Annotated in this window: 16 protein-coding genes and 2 pseudogenes; 5 read left to right on the forward strand and 13 right to left on the reverse strand. The window is 39.8% G+C overall.

Features of this window, described 5'->3' with window-relative positions:
* Positions 1 to 196 precede the first annotated feature (196 nt).
* Together NON16_RS10145 and NON16_RS10150 are read right to left on the reverse strand one after the other, a co-directional pair.
* Positions 197 to 760, reverse strand: a complete 564-nt coding sequence (locus tag NON16_RS10145) for a CBO0543 family protein (protein ID WP_257348859.1) — start codon at positions 758 to 760, stop codon at positions 197 to 199.
* The gene (locus tag NON16_RS10150) at positions 757 to 1,275 is read right to left on the reverse strand and encodes a CBO0543 family protein (protein ID WP_257348861.1); all 519 of its coding nucleotides are present in this window, start codon (positions 1,273 to 1,275) and stop codon (positions 757 to 759) included. The genes NON16_RS10145 and NON16_RS10150 overlap by 4 nt, the downstream gene beginning before the upstream one ends.
* A gap of 293 nt (positions 1,276 to 1,568) precedes the next feature.
* Between NON16_RS10150 and NON16_RS10155 the strand changes: the two genes are divergently transcribed.
* The 3 genes from NON16_RS10155 to NON16_RS10165 all read left to right on the forward strand — a co-directional run bounded on the left by NON16_RS10155 (position 1,569) and on the right by NON16_RS10165 (position 3,487).
* Positions 1,569 to 2,636 (forward strand): undecaprenyldiphospho-muramoylpentapeptide beta-N-acetylglucosaminyltransferase, encoded by a 1,068-nt coding sequence (locus NON16_RS10155; protein WP_257348862.1) that lies wholly within the window; start codon positions 1,569 to 1,571, stop codon positions 2,634 to 2,636.
* 208 nt (positions 2,637 to 2,844) lie between these two features.
* Positions 2,845 to 2,967 (forward strand): hypothetical protein, encoded by a 123-nt coding sequence (locus NON16_RS10160; protein WP_257348863.1) that lies wholly within the window; start codon positions 2,845 to 2,847, stop codon positions 2,965 to 2,967.
* A gap of 73 nt (positions 2,968 to 3,040) precedes the next feature.
* The gene (locus tag NON16_RS10165; RefSeq protein WP_257348864.1) at positions 3,041 to 3,487 is read left to right on the forward strand and encodes a DUF6376 family protein; all 447 of its coding nucleotides are present in this window, start codon (positions 3,041 to 3,043) and stop codon (positions 3,485 to 3,487) included.
* 108 nt (positions 3,488 to 3,595) lie between these two features.
* Here NON16_RS10165 and NON16_RS10170 read toward each other — a convergent pair whose 3' ends face one another.
* The 5 genes and pseudogenes from NON16_RS10170 to NON16_RS10185 form a co-directional block, all read right to left on the reverse strand.
* Positions 3,596 to 4,204 (reverse strand): DedA family protein, encoded by a 609-nt coding sequence (locus NON16_RS10170; RefSeq protein WP_257348866.1) that lies wholly within the window; start codon positions 4,202 to 4,204, stop codon positions 3,596 to 3,598.
* A 180-nt stretch (positions 4,205 to 4,384) separates the two neighbouring features.
* A complete protein-coding gene (locus NON16_RS10175) occupies positions 4,385 to 8,734 on the reverse strand; it encodes an alpha-amylase family glycosyl hydrolase (RefSeq protein WP_257348867.1) in 4,350 nt (1,449 codons plus the stop codon).
* Between the two features lie 316 nt (positions 8,735 to 9,050).
* Positions 9,051 to 9,332, reverse strand: a complete 282-nt coding sequence (locus NON16_RS25645; RefSeq protein ID WP_372508782.1) for a HesB/IscA family protein — start codon at positions 9,330 to 9,332, stop codon at positions 9,051 to 9,053.
* 136 nt (positions 9,333 to 9,468) lie between these two features.
* A complete protein-coding gene (locus NON16_RS25650) occupies positions 9,469 to 9,657 on the reverse strand; it encodes a VOC family protein (protein ID WP_372508788.1) in 189 nt (62 codons plus the stop codon).
* A gap of 149 nt (positions 9,658 to 9,806) precedes the next feature.
* Positions 9,807 to 9,972, reverse strand: a pseudogene (locus tag NON16_RS10185) (ArsB/NhaD family transporter); the annotation flags it as partial.
* A 56-nt stretch (positions 9,973 to 10,028) separates the two neighbouring features.
* Between NON16_RS10185 and crcB (NON16_RS10190) the strand changes: the two are divergent.
* Together crcB (NON16_RS10190) and crcB (NON16_RS10195) are read left to right on the forward strand one after the other, a co-directional pair.
* Complete coding sequence (crcB, locus tag NON16_RS10190; protein WP_257348869.1) at positions 10,029 to 10,424, forward strand: fluoride efflux transporter CrcB; 396 nt, start codon at positions 10,029 to 10,031, stop codon at positions 10,422 to 10,424.
* Entirely contained in the window at positions 10,421 to 10,786 is a 366-nt protein-coding gene (gene crcB / locus NON16_RS10195; protein ID WP_257348871.1) for a fluoride efflux transporter CrcB, read from the forward strand. Before crcB (NON16_RS10190) ends, crcB (NON16_RS10195) begins: the two co-directional genes overlap by 4 nt.
* A 292-nt stretch (positions 10,787 to 11,078) precedes the next feature.
* Here the strand turns inward: crcB (NON16_RS10195) and NON16_RS10200 are convergent, their stop codons facing one another.
* The 6 genes and pseudogenes from NON16_RS10200 to NON16_RS10225 form a co-directional block, all read right to left on the reverse strand.
* Complete coding sequence (locus NON16_RS10200; RefSeq protein ID WP_257348872.1) at positions 11,079 to 12,251, reverse strand: glycosyl hydrolase family 18 protein; 1,173 nt, start codon at positions 12,249 to 12,251, stop codon at positions 11,079 to 11,081.
* A 231-nt stretch (positions 12,252 to 12,482) separates the two neighbouring features.
* Positions 12,483 to 14,029: pseudogene (locus tag NON16_RS10205) on the reverse strand (RNA-guided endonuclease InsQ/TnpB family protein).
* A gap of 530 nt (positions 14,030 to 14,559) precedes the next feature.
* Positions 14,560 to 15,180: a protein kinase family protein gene (locus NON16_RS10210; protein WP_257348874.1), complete on the reverse strand. Its 621-nt coding sequence runs from the start codon at positions 15,178 to 15,180 to the stop codon at positions 14,560 to 14,562.
* 322 nt (positions 15,181 to 15,502) lie between these two features.
* The gene (locus tag NON16_RS10215) at positions 15,503 to 16,636 is read right to left on the reverse strand and encodes a zinc-dependent alcohol dehydrogenase (RefSeq protein ID WP_257348875.1); all 1,134 of its coding nucleotides are present in this window, start codon (positions 16,634 to 16,636) and stop codon (positions 15,503 to 15,505) included.
* A gap of 43 nt (positions 16,637 to 16,679) precedes the next feature.
* Positions 16,680 to 17,405: a DUF421 domain-containing protein gene (locus NON16_RS10220; protein WP_257348876.1), complete on the reverse strand. Its 726-nt coding sequence runs from the start codon at positions 17,403 to 17,405 to the stop codon at positions 16,680 to 16,682.
* Between the two features lie 281 nt (positions 17,406 to 17,686).
* The gene (locus NON16_RS10225; RefSeq protein ID WP_257348877.1) at positions 17,687 to 18,511 is read right to left on the reverse strand and encodes an MBL fold metallo-hydrolase; all 825 of its coding nucleotides are present in this window, start codon (positions 18,509 to 18,511) and stop codon (positions 17,687 to 17,689) included.
* Positions 18,512 to 18,559 lie beyond the last annotated feature (48 nt).

Genomic DNA, 18,559 nt, shown 5'->3' on the forward strand with positions numbered 1-18,559 from the left:
TCCGTATAAGAACTTAATGGAAGAGATAGTTGTTTCCGTATCATCGTATCCACCCACTAAAATTTGATACTTAAATTATACAGTAAAAAAGGTATAATTCCCTCGATACATACAAGGAATTATACCTTTTCATCATTTATGGAACTTTTTCAGTGACCTCCATTAAATCGGAGGGGTTTTTACTTAAAATGGATAATTAAAGCTTTCTATCCCGTATTTTTCCTAGGACATGATCCACAAACACTTTTACGCCAATAGCAATCAGAATGTAAAACGGAACTGAGTAGATGTGTTTCCAGACTATCATCTTATAAATACCGATATGAACGAAGGTCTGTTCTACGATAAATGCGCCAAAAAGTGATGCTATAACAGAGACTATGAGAAAATGTTTCCACTTAGGGAAAAATTGATAAACGAGCATATACCCAACAGGTAACACGGAATGATCAATAGGGATTAACTGCGGAAAACCCGGTACTATATCCATTTTATAAACCCAAAGACCCCAGCTGATCCCGAGTGTATCTAAGAGGTTTGCAATAATACTGACCATCAAGCCCAACGTTAAAATTTTAAATAACCGAGATCTGTCTACTAAAAACCACCAAAGGATCCAAGGAAGTGTTAAAAGAACAAGTAATAACCACCAGTTTGCGGAAAATAAGCCATGTTCTGACCAATGATCAACCTTGAGATCCAACAATTTTCCTTGGATATCCGTTACGTTTTCAAGTTTTGTCCCGTCTATATCCTTCATAGCCGTTCCCCTATCCTGCCGTCAAGCGGTACGTTAAATAAGCTTAATAAAAGAATGATGATTACAACCGATATTACATAAGCCAGAAATGGTCGTTTATAGTGAAGTCGGATCATTGGGAACATAAATAATAAGAAACCGAACGACCAGCCTATATTCCATCCATTTGAATAACCAATCCGATCAAAAGATGACCCAATCCACTCCAGACATATGTAGATGAAGATCCACTTTAAATAGTGAAATAGTTTGTTTACTTGACCTTCCGGATAATTGGACAAGAAAAGAAGAACCGTTGTTGGGAAAATAATAAACGTATACAAAATCTCAATGAATGTATAGGTGAGACCAAATTCGGGTTTGATCTTCCAGAGCAAATAATCGTTACAGAAAAACAAATATAGCAGATTCATCAACGGCATATAAAGCATCGTCGTATGGTATTCTCTCCAATTATTCCAATCAGCCCATCGCCATGCTGCAAGTAAAGCCCAGATTGTATAAGCAATATGCATACTCATTTTCCTCTTTTTTATTTACTAAATGTACCATTATTCACCTTATAGTGCGTGTTCAAATGGAGGACACCGGTTAAAAGCATCACGTCCAATGACAACACCGGTACTAGCCGTCCGGACTTTTCGAACAACCTTTTATATTGTCTTACAAAGAGCTTGAAGTATACATTTCAATGCATACTAGAGAATTTCTACTTTCAATATATATTTTTACGCCCACAACATATATAGTTGTAGTGTAGAATATTCACCATGATTCAGTATCAGTAATGTTTTAATAGGAGGTTCACATGAGGAAAATCGTATTGACTGGCGGTGGAACAACAGGACATGTCGCCGTTAACCTTGCACTGATTCCTGTTCTTAAAGAAAATGGATGGCAAATCTATTATATCGGCTCACATGAAGGGATTGAGCGTGAATTAATCGAGAAAATCCCTGATGTTACCTACTTCCCTATCTCCACTGGGAAGCTCCGTCGTTATTTTGATATAAAAAATTTCAAAGACCCATTTAAAGTATTGAAGGGAATTGCACAAGCATCTAAGATATTACGAAAGATCAAACCGAACATCGTCTTTTCGAAAGGTGGCTTCGTTTCAGTCCCAGTCATTCTTTCAGCCCGAATGAAACGGATTCCGATTATTTCACATGAATCCGATATGAGTCCTGGACTTGCAAACAAAATATCGATGCCATTTGCCTCAAAGGTGTGTGTGACGTTCCCCGAGACACTCAATCATCTACCAGAGGACAAAGGGATCATGCTGGGGGCAATCATACGCAATGAATTGAAAAATGGTTCAAAGCAAGCCGGACTAGATTTTTGTCGTTTTACTAAAACAAAGCCCGTAATTCTAATCATGGGGGGAAGTCAGGGAGCAAAACAGGTAAATGAAACCGTTCGAAATCTCCTGCCGACGCTCACACAAAACTATCAAATCGTACATCTCTGTGGTAAAGGAAAAATTGACGAGTCAATCTCAATACCAGGATACCGACAATATGAATACGTGAATGAAGAACTACCTGACGTCTTAGCTATGACGGATCTGGTCATTTCTCGCGCAGGCTCCAATTCGATATATGAATTTTTGAGTCTTCATATCCCAATGATTTTAGTCCCACTCTCTCTTCAACAAAGCCGAGGGGATCAAATCCAAAATGCAAGTTCCTTTAAAAAGCAAGGGTTTGCGGAAGTGATTCAAGAGGTCGATCTGACAGAAAATAAGTTAGAAAATAAAATTAACGACATCTTTGCGAACCGAGAACAATACAAGGTAAATATGGCACGGAACGACATCGGTAATCCACTCGCTAAACTTTATGAACTCATTGAAACGTATTGTAAAAAGTAACAGGTTTGGGCATACAAACAATGTTGTTAGCGAAACCTTTACCAGAGCTTATATTTCTGGTGATCTCGTTTTAGGAACTACAAGCGTTATCGCCTAGTAAATGGTGGTGACGTTTTTTATTTTTATCAAGAGCTGGGTACACTATAAGTAATTTCTAATACTCTATTCATTGTTAAATTAATTGTTTTAAAGAAAGGAGCACTTATCAATGGCCATCAAAAAAATCGTGAAAGCTTTAATCTTAAAAAAAGGTTATAGTTTTGCTAAGAAATACATCATTCCGAGAGCTAAAGAGGAATTTAGAAAACGACGCAATAAGAAACAAAAATAAAGAAACCAAATCAAGTTTAAAACGTATGTAATGGGAAGTCTTTTGAGTTATCTAATACGAAAGGGGTAAATAAATGAAAAAGTGGATAATAGCCGTTGCGCTGGTTTCAATAGCAGTATTAAGTGGCTGTTCTTTATTACAAGGAGTAAATGATTCACTCGAATACGTGAATGACGCAACCGATTATGTAAATGAAGCAACAACCTTTGCTGAAGAAATTCCTTCTCTTGCGGAACAAGCTGTTTCCGATAAAGATGCACGCGTCCAACTAGAAGAACGGCTTAAAGAAATGAAAACAAGTATTCAGGATTTCAATGAATTAGAGCCACCAGGAGTTGCAGAAGATGTACATCAAACAATTGTCGATAACAATGCGAAACTAGAACAAGGGATCGATACTTATTTGCAAAACATTGAGAATGGTGAGGTTAATCCACAGCTACTTGAGGAATACGGTATTCTACAAACTGCTAATGAACTTTCAAAAACAATCGACCTGCTCAATCAAATTGGTTCATAGAATATTGTGATAAGCCTGAATGGAGACATTTTAGCTCTATTCAGGTTTTGTCTTTCAAAACCAAAAAAGCCTTTATACTCAGGCTTTTTTGGTTTACTCTATAATCTTTTAGGCACTTCTTCTTTTCTTAACATACCAGATAATCACCAGAACAAATAGGACAACTAGGATGGCATAAATTACGTTAGAGTATAGATCCATATAATGTGTAATATCTGTCCATGATTCACCGAGTGCGGCACCAATTCCGATAAGAATGGCATTCCAAATCAGTGTTCCTAGTGTTGTAAAAATCAAAAAGAGTACAAACCCCATATTGGTCATACCAGCTGGAATCGAAATTAAACTTCGAATTAACGGAATCATCCGCCCAAAAAATATGGTCCAAATCCCATATTTATCAAACCAGTGATCCGCACGGTGGATATCTGCCTTTTTTATACGAAGAATATGTCCCCAACGATCAATTATTTTTTCTAGTCTCTCAACATCGATTAATAGACCAACTCCATAGAGCAAAATTGCCCCGAGCAGAGAACCTCCTGTTGCTGCTAACAGAACACCGAAGTAACCTAAACCTGTTGCCGTTGTCATAAATCCGCTAAAGGGCAACACAATTTCGGATGGGATTGGAGGAAATAAGTTTTCTACTGCCATGATTATAAAAATACCCAAATAACCATATTGCTCAATAAAATCTGTAATCCAACTCTCCATATAGCTCTCCTCTGCTACTAGATTAATAAACTCCTATCCATTGTAACAAAAGTAGAGGGGTCAGGCATTAAGAAAAGCGGAAGCGCCTTGACCAGGTGCGGTAAAGAAAACTTTTCGGGGTCAAGTACTCTGAAATCTGTTGTATTACCACTGTTTCCAAATGGTTCCTGACCCCTTTCATTATTCTTTCAACAGTGTGAAGGTGAGGTCCTTGGTATTTTTGGCAATGGCCCCATTGTCGTTATTAAAAATGGTAGATTTATTCTCTTCACTCGGTTCGATATGAATATCAAACTTGTTTTCACCCACAGATGGATTCACTTCATGGCTCCAAGTCATATCATCATTAACCGGGACTCGTTCTCCATTGATTGTCAGTACCCCTTCTTTTATCGCGTTACCTGTTAATGTTACGGTATCACCTGTGGCGGTTTGTCCGTCTGTATGAGAGGTGATCACGACAGGCTGATTAATCCAGCGAAAAATTGTATCCTGCACAACCATTTTATTATTTCCTTGATTTTCTACAATCACTTTTAAATCGGTACCTGTAGCACCATAGCCATAGTAGCTAATGTCATCATCAGTTGTGTCATATGGTGTATGATCGGCTAATCCTTCCCGATCCCACGAGCCGTCCCGGACATACTTGTACGTAAGGACCTCGCCAACCTGCATCTCAACTTTGTATTCCCAATCCGTTGTCACCGCCCCGTTCCGACTCATTTCCCATGCACCTGTATTCCATCCATTCATACTGTTCGGCATCGTAATTTTAGAATCGAGCTGTGTATAGTCTGGAGCATGAACCTTAAACGTCACCTCTACCATGACAATGTCTGGCATAATGGTAACCGCATTCGAATCCACGGAGTTTCCAAACTGATCATACACCCTCACAAGATAAGAATAGGAAGTTCCATTCTCGACACTCAAATCCTGATAACTTGCTGTTTCAGGATCCCAGATCTTCTCAATCACTTCCCCATCCCGAACGATTGCAATCATATATGGATCGACAGGGTTTTCAAAGCTCCACTCCAAATTCACCTGGCCGGATTCCTGAACGGGTTGCTCTAACAATACAGCATCGACAGGCGGCGTTTCGTCCTCACCATCCGTAATTGAAGCCGTTTTCGTATCAGAGTATACCCAATTTCGTCCAAGATCCGTAGAAAACGCGTAACGGTATTCATAGTCCCCTGTTTCTAATGGTAAAAATTCTGCAGAGAATACGTTCGATTGGTCTCCCTGGCGCACATAACCCGCGTCAACCATTGACCAATCGTCTTCACCTTCTTCTCTATATTGAAGCTTCGCCTTCAGTCCTTCTGCTAAATCTTCGCTTGTATACTCTCCTATTAAAATATCAGATTCCACTATTTTAGGCTTTGATAGATCAAGGACAGATGGCTCAAATTCAGTTACGTTTTTAATCGTATAGGTACCTTCTGCCATAGGTATATGTGGAACCACTGTTTCAGTCGTAGATTTCGTTGATTCATTCCCAAGCTCATCTACAGCTGTCACCGCAAAATAGTAACCCCGACCGTTATCTAGTCCGTCGATTGTGATGAATGTATCACTTGTCGTCTTCACCTTTTTAAATAAGGCACCTTCTATCGTTGACACATACACATTGTAAGTTGTTGCGTCTCCAGACCATGAAAGCTTGACTTCCCCAACGCCTTCTTCAACATTTATTTCCTCAACTTCAGACGGCGCTTTAACTTTCACTTTATCTGTCATAAGCATACGACCACTCATTGCTGGAATGGTCAGCGTTACAACACCATCCTTGATTTCAACATTGTAACTTTTATCTAATTCATCGGTAAAAGTAACCCCATTGAATACAAAGTCAGCCACATCAAGTTGGACTGTTTTTTCTACTGTACCCCGGTTGATTGCAACTAAACCATATTGATCATCTATACTTCGACCGTAAACAAACACATCATCTTTCGCATGCAAATTCAACAAATCACCGTGCGCAAAAAGGTCTTTGTGCTGTTCACGAACTTCACCGAGCTTTCGATAATGGTCGACGAGCTGTTCGTTTTCCTCACCCCATGGGTACGTCCTTCGATCATCCGGATCCTTTGAGCCAGTCACACCTGCTTCATCACCATAATAAACAGTCGGTGCTCCTGGATAACCAAATTGGAAAATCGCTGCAAGCTTTAATCGTTTCACACCAAGCTCGTGATCGTAGTTGGCGTCGAATTCTGCACGCTCTGCACTATCGGATCCGTTTCCAAGAATAAAAACGGCACGAGCAGTATCATGCGAGCCCATCAAATTCATTAAATTATAAAACGCTTCCTTTGGATAATCTTCCTGGATCGCAGTGAGTTGATCCGCAGCACCATCGGCATCGCCATTTTTCAAGAAATCAATGACCGCTCCACGGAAACGATAATTCATAACAGAATCGTAAAGGTCACCAAGGAAGTATTTTGAAGCATCATCCCAAATTTCACCTAAAATCAATGGATCATCTTTTGTTTTCGTTTTCGTGTTTTTGATTTCATCACGGAATTCTCTCCAAAATTCGGGATCTACCTCATTGGCTACGTCTAACCGCCAACCGGAACCGCCACGCTTTAGCCACGATTTTGCAACTGAATCCTTATCGTACATAATGTAATTGGCAAACTGCTCATTGTTCAATTCAGAATCGTAGGGAACAGCTTCACCTGGTATTGATGCGATTTCAGGCAAGCTATCAAATCCCCACCAAGCCTGATACGAATAGCGTTCAGTCTCTGTACCGACATCCACTTTCTTATTTTCAATGTTAAACCAGTTGTGAAAGCCATAGTTACTGAACACCTGGCCTTCAGCAATGAACGCTTCTTCGGCTTGTGTTTTCGACTCTTCTTCAGAAAGCCCTTTTTCATTCATCAGATCGTAAATACGTGCCCAGTACTCATAAGCTCCAACGGTTTCGTACTTGCCATAACGGTCAAAATAAATCGAGTCATCCCCGACATGGTTGAATACGCCGTCTAAAATAAGGTGCATGTCCCGCTTTTTCAACTCGTGCGTAAACTTTTTGAATTCCTTCGGAGAACCGAACATCGGATCAATGCTTTTGAAATTTGTCGCGTCGTATTTATGGTTCGATGCCGCATGAGCAATAGGATTCAAATAAATTGTGTTCACACCGAGAGATTGAATATAATCAAGCTTTTCATGAACACCTTTTACATCTCCACCGAAAAAGTCATTACTCCAAATCCCATCACCATTATAGTTTCCAGAACCTTTAAGGCGTGGATTGTCAGGTAGCTCTTCCCACTCCTGATGCTCAATCGGTTCGTCCCCTCGAGCATGTTCTTTTGCATCGTCATTGTCAGGATTTCCATTGTGAAAACGATCCGGGAAAATCTGATAGACAACTGCTTCTTTCATCCAATCTGGTGTCTTATATTCTGGGTCAAACACAGTCATCTGGAACATATCGATAACTGTATTACCTGCACGACCCGTCTTTCCTTGAGACGTATCTTCACCGTATTCCTTTACCGTTTTCCCATCGTATGCAATAAATTTATAACCATAAACACCTTTTTCCTCAGGGATAAACGATGCCTCCCAATATTCGATTTCTCCTTTTTCTTCCTCTTTTATCCAACCTGCTTGATGCATTTTAAAAAGCTCTGAGTTACCAGTCGTGTAGTTTTTCAAAATTAAATTGGCGTTCGTCAAATCACCCTTCGCCGCTTCCATGCGGATCTTGACCTCTTCCCCTGCCTCAATCGCACCAAAAGGTTTACGATAAAGCTCTTCCCAGCTATTATGATAGAGTTTCTCTGTATTGATCAGTCCATCAGATCCCGATACGTTATAATCCGTACTCACTTGCTTCGTTTCATGATTGTAAAAAAACGTTATTTCCTGATCCTTTTTGACATTTAACTGAACGTTATTCAAAGGGTATTCCTCACCCCAAGTCCCCCCTAACACAACCTTAAATTCATAATTACCTTTCGGAACGTTAGCTGTATATTCATAGACATTATCATAATCTTCATCTGTAAAAATGGCCGTCGAGGTTCCCGGTGACCATTCATCACCAGCATCAATCACCGGCTGAATAGAACCTGCGAGACGCGGTAACTTGTTTTTTGTCATTGTAGTAACAATGTGAGAATGGTCATTGTAAACGAAAAGAACTTCGGTTTCAGCATCTAATGTAAACGTGATGTTTTGCCCCCCTTGTTCCCCATTTGCTCCATAGTTTTCATCCCAACTTCCATTGATTGCGATTTTATATTCGTATGTACCTGCAGAAAGATTCTTTTTCAAATAATACATCCCGTTGTCTGTCGCAGTCATTTTAAAATCATCTGACGCTGGGTTCCAGAAGGTTGGATCACCATCTACTCCAAAGCCCCCAACGACCCTAACGACTCTTTCCTCTGCCTTAACGTCGGTATGATTCGGTAGAAATCCAGCGATCATCTGAAACACCAACAAAAACGTCAGCAACCCTACAACCTCTTTTGATCTTAAAATCTTCACAATTATTACTCCTCCTCTTATTTAAACATTGCGAAAACGTTTGCACAACTCGCAAAAAGAAAGGTTGCATAAGAATCGAAATATATGCAACCGTTTTCATTAATTATACTAAATATTCTGATTGTTGACACGGGACTTTTCTCACATATAGTTCAATTTATTGGCAGCAGAAATGAATCATTATCCAACAGAAAACTTTCTTAATGTGCAAAAAAGGACTAAAAAGGAGAGTAACCCTTTCAGTCCTTTTCTCTTCATCCGACTGTTGCATCAATTTAAGGCCTTGATTACTTGTAGAATTCTGTCTCTAATGATTTTAACAGCATTCATTTTGACCGAGAAAAACCAATCCTTGTCCCTGTGAGGTAGTTTGATAATCGATCGTCGTGTCTTTCGTATAATCTACAACCCGTTCATCTATTGAAACTCGAATTCCGTTGATCTTTTCTACTACGTCTTTGTCTTGAGGCTCATCCAGAGCCAATCCCAATTTGGGACCGCCTCAGCCCATGCCAGCAAAATAAAGACGAATACCCTTTGCACCATGATGCTCAATAACCTCTTCAATGGTTTCTTTCGCTTTATTCGTAATTTGCATCCTACTCTTCCTTTCAATTGTGTATCTTCCACATTTAATAGGGCCATTTTTGTAAAATGACCCTGACTATAATAGTAGTAACTATACCATCAATGTTCAACTATTTTGTTGCGTTTACTTTTTAAATGAAGATATATCAATCTGAACTGTCTAGGGCTCGTACTTCTTCTGTATTATTTACTTGAAATCCTAAATGATTCAGAATCCCATCCTTGTTAAATGGACGTACGTTTAACGAAAAGTGCAATGCTGGTTCTTCTAATTCAAACTTCGCATAATTTTCCTTTACTTTCGTCGGTTCCTGACCAAAAAAGCTCGTATAAATTTTTAGAGATTTTTCTAAATCACTGAGTTGACTGCAACATGCATCCGATTAATCATTTTCATCGCTCTTATCTTTTAAAATAGAGTTATCTTCCCTCATCAGCAAATTTCTTGATTCGATCACTAATCTCGTCACGAACACGTTGGAAGAACGCCGGGAAAAGAAGTTCGAAACGATCATTCGCGACGCATACTCAATAAATCCGATATCAAACACATCTGCTGAAACGATATTGACAAGGTTACTTACAATCAGCGGAAGCGAGGTCGTGTCTGCGATAAATCCACTGGCCATAATAAATGGAAGAATCATTTTAAAATTTTATGGTAAAGTTAGCATAGTGAATGCTAGTAAATAGTTGAGGTGGATATATGCTAAATGTTTTATTAGTAATGGTGGGTGGATTTGTTGGAGCCATATGTCGCTTTTCAATTGGAGAATGGATTTCCGTTGTAGAGGGATTTCCGATTGGAACATTATCAGTTAATTTAGCCGGTTGCTTTGTGCTCGGTTGGTTTTTAACAATGGTTCGTCTTCGGAAACGGAAAATGGCCGGTGTTACTTTATTGATTGGAACTGGATTTATCGGATCCTTTACCACTTTTTCGACCTTTTCAGTAGAAACAATCAAACTTTTCCAGGATGGGAATTTTCTAATCGCTCTTATTTACATATTGGTCAGTGTATTCGTTGGGTTGCTGTTTACTTTCTTCGGTTATAAATTAGCTTCCACATTCGGAAAAACGGATGAGGGTGAGACAATATGATTACATTAATCGGTCTCGGAGGAGCATTTGGTGCCTATGCCAGGTATTCAACCGGTATTCTCATAAAAAAATACGGATCAGGATCTTTCCCGTATGGAACCTGGATTGTAAATATTGCTGGTTCATTGATTCTTGGAGTCCTCACAAGCCTTTTTCTTTCAGGGGAAATTTCTGATGGGACTTGGTATTTTAGTGGTGTTGGGTTCTGCGGTGCATTTACAACCTTTTCAACATTCAGCTATGAAACGATTCAACTTTTACAAGAGGAAAAGTACCGAATTGCACTAACCTATGTAATGAGCTCAGTCATCATAGGAGGGCTAGCTACAGTAGTTGGACTGTTTTTGCCAACTTGGATTTAATAATGAGTTGTGGTGGAAATTTTTTAATTGTTGTGTATAATAGACACAACTTTAGATAGAAATTAAAGAAAACTTGGCTAGCGCCAAGCTTTAGCGCAGGCGATCGCCTTAGTTGCGCTTATACTATAGAAAGTATTTTTATACTTTCTTAACGTGGAACAAAGACGGACTTTGTTAATTGTTAGTCGGTCTTTGTTCATTGTTGAGGTTGATGTGTAACTTTACCCTAATAGTGTGAATAGGATACAATTCGATAATCGATTTCAGAAAACAAATTCAATGATTTAACACACTATTTCACCTTTTTGATCTCAAATTGGTCTTCCAAAAGAGTCCAGTTCTGTGGAAACTCCTGGCCAAGAACCCAATAAGCGATGCCTCTTAGCTTATAATCCTTTGCAAGGTTAAATTTCGCTTGCATACTTTGTTCATTTTCGAACCAAACCTCATGCTCTTTCCCTTTATCATCTTTATAATTAAAGTGTGGTGCCTGTGATTTATTATCAAATTCCACTTCTACCTTTTCCTTAACAGCCAGATCAGCTGCTTCTTGCGGTGATACACGTTTAGCAAATTCTCCGCCTTTTTTATAGGGCAATGTCCAATCATAGCCATAAAGAGGTGCCCCCATCACAATTTTTTCTGAAGGGATAACGGATGTCGCATAGTCAAGCACTTCTCGAACTTCAGGAATCGGTGAAACAGCCCTAGGTGGACCTCCTGACCAGCCCCATTCATAGGTCATTAAAACAACAAAATCGGCTAGTTCTCCGTGTCGTTTATAATCATGAGCTCCGTGCCAAGGTCCAGACTGTTCGTCGCTCGTTTTTGGTGCCAGAGCTGTCGAGACTGTGTAGCCTGCATCTCGAACCTTAGGTAAAATCGTTTCCAAAAAACCATTGTAAAGCTCGCGATCCTCTGCACGGATATGTTCGAAATCTATGTTCAATGCTTTATACCCTTTTGATTTCATCGTATCCAGAACACTTTGGATTAGCTTTTTTGAAGTTGCTTTATCTGTGAAAATCTTATGGGCAATGTCTGCTGAGAAATTTCCTTCTGTGAAATTGGTAAGCACCATCATCGGAGTTGCACCAGATTTCCGTGTCTGTTCTAGAGCAGCTTCATCTTTAATAGGGTGCAAGCTTCCATCTTCCTTGACCCGGTAACTAAAAAATGCAACGTATGACAGGTGCTTCCCAACATTTTTGACCTCCTCAGCAGCCTTCTTTTCATCAATCGGCTCCAAGAATCCAATCGTTTCAATTTGGGTCTTTCCATGCTTCGTTTCAGATGGGTTCACATCTTGAATTTTTGGCTGGCCCGGCTCTGACTCTCTTTGTTCTAATCGTTGATTCGGACTCGCCTCTTCCTGTGGGGATTTCGCTTCATTTTGGTTGTTCCCACCGCAGGCTGAAAGGAAAAGCGAGAAAAAGAATACCATGATGATTATACCTTTTTTCATTCATACCACTCCTCTTTTAGTTCATGAACCTATTTTCTGTCATAAAGAGGAGAGTTATACGAAATGATATGAATACTCCCGCCACTTACTCTGCCATAGGGCTTCCTTGAAGTGGGGGTTTCTAACGTATCGACCTAAAGGGAAGCTTAACGTTAGTGGAGCTGACACATTGGCAACCTTGTTACGCCCAGCCCCTCTATGCCATTGGTCTTGCCTTTGGCACTTCTTTTTTTAGAAGACAATGGGTTGCCACACATTCACCGACCGGAGGGAAGCGGCTCGCTCTCTGAAAAACTGGAGAATCGCCTTTTTTAAAATATTGGCTGCTCCGTTGAGGTCTGCATTCACGTGTATACCCGTAGATGCTCGATACAACCCCCGTTTCACCCGTCTTCCTGAAAATACAGGTGGAGGCTTCCCTTCATCCCAAACAGGAATAGGATCATCATCTAAAAAACTGGCTTTCGACGTGTACGACTCTTCCGTTGTGATGACGTTAACCCCATACTGTTGAGCTTTGTAGGTGATCATGGTGATAAGCAAGGAATGGGGAATACTGACAAAGGCTTGATTTTGACGTTTTCCCATGTTTACTTCCTGTTTCCAATCTTTATTTTGGCCAATGATGATGGTGTCTACCTTTTCGTTGAAGGCAAGATTCACAATCGTATGGCTCGCTTTATGAAACAAATCTTTGAGTTTTCGGTATCGGATTTGGTGTAAGCGTTCCAATCGTCTTGAGGTGTGGACTCCTTCTTTCGGGGCTTTTCCATGGCGAAGAATGGCTCTGTAATGAGCTACTCGCTTATTGTAATAGTGGTTGATCGATTTGATCCGATTCCCCTTTATGAGGAATGGTGTTGCACCTGTATTGGTCACCGCGGAAACGAGATTGGTGATCCCCAGGTCAAGTGCCATGATGTTACCAGTTGGGGATTGCTTGGACTGGTTCACTTCTTCTCTTCTGAACACGAGTTCCACCACATATTGACCATACTTCGGGATCACCCGAACCTGCATCCGTTTTCCAGATCCACCTAGCTTCCCGATATTCAATCGGTCTTTGGTTTTCGGGAACTTTAAGTATTTGGACGCTTTAATGACACAATCTTGGTTGGTAAAAAGGACTTCTTTTTCTGAAGAACGACAGTAGTTGGGAATGCGTGGCCTCGCCTTGTACTTTTCAGGATGAAGTTTGTAGTCTTTCAAACTGGCATAAAAACTTTTCCAGTTTTGAAACACCGTTTTCATGACCCATTGGCTGCTTTGAGTGGGTAAGGAAACATAATCCGGCTGTTTAATGATAAGAAATAGGCTATTTAAGAAGTTATAATGGACATAGGGGCGTTCCCTAGTAGGAGCTTGAAACAGATGACAGGTTACCTTTTTTTGCTGATCAACAGGTTTTGTCTTTTCTTTTGCAAGTCTTCCCTGATAGGCCTTTCGTTGTTGGTTATTCATCTTGTTCAAATTTCGATGAATGATTTCCAGTACTTCTGTTTGGAGTGGATGCAACGCTTTTTCACTTGTTAGGCCGGTATACACTTGGCGGATAAAGAAAACTCGGCGATTGCCGAGCCTTTAGGCGAAGTCAGAGCCATAGTTGAACTTATACTATAGAAAGTATTTATACTTTCTTAACGTGTAAAAAAATGTACCACATTATGCATGTTCTTGGCGTTTTGGCAGGACGCTTGAAAGTAGCGATACAACCGATGCCTTGGCTTGATCCAGATTTGTTGCGTGGTGTATGCCACTGTGGGACATTGTATTGCCATATGATTCACCTCCTTTTCGGATAAGAACATTTGTTCCCCTCAATTGTATCACAGAATCGAGAACAGTGGAAGTCGGATTTAAGGATGGTATACACGAACTCTGGTCGAAGTCGATTCACCCCCACCCTACTCATTGGGCATTGTCTTTTCATTCCTTGAGGATGGGGTACTCTCGACTTTATTGATAGACAACTAAAATAAAGTGAGAAGATATTGATCCATAAAGAAAAGCGCAAGCGCCCTGTTCAGGTACGACAAGCGCTGGAGATTCTGCAGCACAACACGCTTTTTGTGTTTGTGGAAGAATCGAAGCGACCTCGAGTACCTGGGCGTTGGAGCTAGACATTACATCCATGCCGCGAACTTTTATACTTTCTTTACTCTCAAAAAAAAGGATCTAGTTCCTCCAAGTAGGAACAGACCCTCTTATACTTACGACATCAGCTTTTTTTACATGTTAACCGCTTATATATTTCTTTAAAGTCGCTGCAACAATTCTGGATAGAAGGTTTTGTACTTCGGTTTACTAGTTACAAACTTCCTCTTTTCACCCGAAATGGGGCGTACAATTTTTTATAAAATAATGCTACTAGTTGAATTACGTATTTAGGAATCTTCCTATTCGATAACCGTTTACCATAATAAAACTTTTGATGGGCGTCCTTTAAATCGTCCCATTGAAAGCATTGTTTTTGTTGAGTGAAACGAACAACATCAATAACCTTCACCTCACCATCAGTCGTTAAAATTAAATTTTGCAAATGAATATCTGATGGATTCAACCCTCTCGAACGTGCATGATCCAATGCTTCGTCCACTCGCTCAATCATGTCTTTTGTTATGGGGATTCCGTTAATTAAACACTCATAAAAGGTATGTCCTTCAATGTAATCCATTATAATAAAATTTGGTCCTGTTTCATATATCGTCGGGAAGTATGTTGAATTACCTAGCTGTTTATAAATCTTTGCTTCCTGGTCTGCAAGGTGTTCGAATTCAGGAAAGAAAACTTTGATGACCTTAGCTTCGGACTCTATTTTAAAAACAAACGCACTTCTCCCTTTTCCAATAAGTTTAAGCTGATGAGGTTTCTTAAGAAGATGATTGGATTGTAATGTTACCTGTTCAGCTAATTGAATAGCATTCGCCATAATAGAGCCCCCACGATCATTTATTAAAAGAGGTTTTTGAACCCAGACTAAAACTTATACCACTTCTATACTAAGTATACCATTCGTAGGCTTATTTCCTTTTTTAAACGTATTGAAGTCACACGCTTTTTGTGTTTGTGGAAGAATCAAAGTGACCTCGAACACCTGGGCGCTATAGCTATAGCTAGAGATCGTATCTATGTAATTTACCTTCAAAAATAAAAGACTAACTCTTAATAAGAATGGATTCCGTTGTTGTGAACGAAGTATCTATTCCTGAGAGCTAATCTAGCCTTTTAATATGTGCATGTAGTACATGGACTTACGGTTTTAAAACAACCTTTATACAATTATCCTTTTTGCCACTAAAAATGTCATAACCATGCTCTGCTTTTTCAATTGGTAGTTTGTGGGTTATAATTTCTTTCGGATCCAAATCATTATTCACAATCATTTGATACAATTCCGGCATGAGATGTCGTACAGGTGCTTGGCCCATTTTCAATGTAATATTACGGGTGAAAAATGCTCCAAGTGGAAACACGTTATAATTCCCACCGTATACACCCGTTAATTGCACTGTACCGTACTTCCTGACCGCTTTTGTCGCAATTTGAATTGGACCAAGTGTACCGCCTTGAAGTTTCAGGTTTTGTTCCACCTTTTCTAGCGGAGACTTCTTTCCATCCATACCAACACAGTCAATAACAATATCGGCTCCACCCTTTGTAATTCCTTTTAACGTTTCCCCCATATCTTTATCTGTTGTAAAATCAAATACTTCAACCTTATTGTTTTTCTTAGCAAAATCAAGGCGATAATTCACATAATCAACTGCAATTACTCGTTCGGCTCCCTCTAACCATGCGAATTTTTGTGCCATAAGTCCGACCGGTCCACAACCAAGGACGATGACTGTATCCCCTTTTTTTACACCTGCATGAAGAACGCTCCAATAGGCAGTCGGTAACACATCCGATAAAAATAAGAGAGCTTCATCCTCTAGTTCGCAATTTTCAGGGATAACAAAAGGGGTTGCGTTTCCAAATGGTACACGTAAATAGTCAGCTTGACCACCTGGATGATCTCCGAATTTCTCTGAGTAACCAAAGTATCCACCTGAATCATAATGAGGGTTAGCATTGTCACATTGACTCTCAAGATCATGGGTGCAATAATGACACGTTCCACAGGTTACCGTAAAAGGGATAACAACACGATCCCCTTTCTTAACCTTAGTCACACCCTTACCCACTTCTTCAATGATTCCCATCGGTTCATGGCCAATACTATAACCTTTTGGCAATGGAAAGTTCCCCTCATACAAATGAAGATCCGATCCACAAATGGCTGTTGATGTAATCCGTACAATTACATCGTCTTCGTTCTCAATGTCAGGTGTCTGCTTTTCAATTACCTGTATATTTCTCTTTCCTTGATACGTTACAGCTTTCAAATCTACGCCTCCCAATTTGAAATATTGTCTGTCCCATGTCTAACTAATTGCTTCGACCAGGCAAGTAATGTTGGGGTTCTTGTGATAAATCTTTGGAGTCACTCGTATCTACTTCGACCACTCCGTATTGATTATAAAAAGCTAATGTTACTCGTGTGTACTCATCTGGTTCTATTGAATACGACTTCAATTGGGTGTTTAACCAGGCGCGATCCTTTTGAAGAAACTTTAGATTATGATCAATAACTTGGCCATCCATAATAAGCGGAATTGGTATGAATGTAGGTGAAGGATGCAATTGTAAATCCTTCGTCTGGACTGCCCTTGAAGTCGATTTAGGAATAACACTCATTTTTCCCGCCGATTCCATCACAGCAATCTCGATATCTTTGGTATTTATAAAACCTTTTATTCTAAGCTCAGACATCAATTCTTCAGTCGTCATACGAATTTTTCTTAACCCTTTTTCATTTATGTCACCGTTCCTGATCAAAACCGTAGATGTCTCTACTAACATCCAACGAAGTTTATTGTTTAGCGTAAGGACAGTAAACAAAAAATATAATAAGACAAACGCCAATCCGAAATATAGTGTCTCAAACGTCTGATCGGAGGCAAGCGGGTCGCTGAGCACGGTACCTAGAACGAGTACAACGAGAAGATCAAAACTGTTCATTTGTGATACCGCCTTCTTCCCTGCAATTCTCAGAAAAAGGTAGCCACCAATAAAAATCAAGATTGGTGAGATGATGAATTTGAATACATCCACGGACATTCACTCCTCATGAAACAGCTTTTTCCATCGCCAAAGAAATTATTTTAAGTGCGTGTTCAAAAAGGAGGACAAAAAGAGCCGAGAAGTTCGAGGCGTGACAATCTCGAGGACCAGAACGTATGCTATTAATACGTGAGGACCGGAGAGATCAAACAACGAAGAAATTCGAGAGCTATTTTTACCGGACTTTTTGAACAACCTCTTTAAGGGTCTTCTCAATCAGGTCGTTTCAAGTCTGCCTAAAACCTCTTTCAAAAGTTAGCTACTGTATTACCCTACTTAGATTTACTTTTTGGTCGAGCTATCGTATCAAAGTTTTCTGCAAGGTTAGAAAGGTCACGTTTTAACTCTTCTCCCGACATCGGGACACCATGCCCTGTAATCGCGATCTCTGGCTCTAATCCCTTAAGTGTTCGTACCGATTCCTTGGCAGCATCCCAATCCATCGTAAAATAAGCAGGTGGGCCATGAATTTCTTGTTGCTGCGTCATAACTTTATACAGTGATTCTTGATCAACAGTTACAAACGCATCTCCGACAATTAACGCACTGTCTTTATCCCGATATAAGGAAATATGGCCAGGGGTATGTCCTGGTGTATGAATCCATCGCCACTCCGTCAAAAAAGGAATCGATCCATCGCCAGGAAGACCTCTCAATCGATTTTTAATATCAATAGAATGATTCGGAAAAAGTGGAGACATTTCACTTATTATTCCACCATCTACAGTTGGGTCACCAGGCGGATAATCCTCATTACCTGTTAAATAAGGAAATTCCAATTGATGTGCATAAACAGGAATATCCCAATGCTCAGCCAAAACTTCTACACTTCCCACATGATCGAAATGTCCATGTGTAAGAATAATGGCTTCAGGTCGACACCCTTGTCCAAATTGTTTTTCTGCACCTTTGATTATTTTTTCAGCTGATTTTGGCATACCTGCATCAATTAACACCCATTTGTTGTTTGAAGTATTAATAAAACAAATATTAACAATCTGATTTGTATAACAGTAAACATCACGGATCACGAGATTCCCTTTTCCGCTCGAAACTGAAGTTACTGGTAGAAAAGCATGTTCAACTTCACGATTCATTTCCTACACACCTCATATCTTTTCACTTTCAATCGATATTATGTTTCT

It is taken from the genome of Pseudalkalibacillus decolorationis, assembly GCF_024609785.1.
GTDB lineage: Bacteria > Bacillota > Bacilli > Bacillales > Fictibacillaceae > Pseudalkalibacillus > Pseudalkalibacillus decolorationis.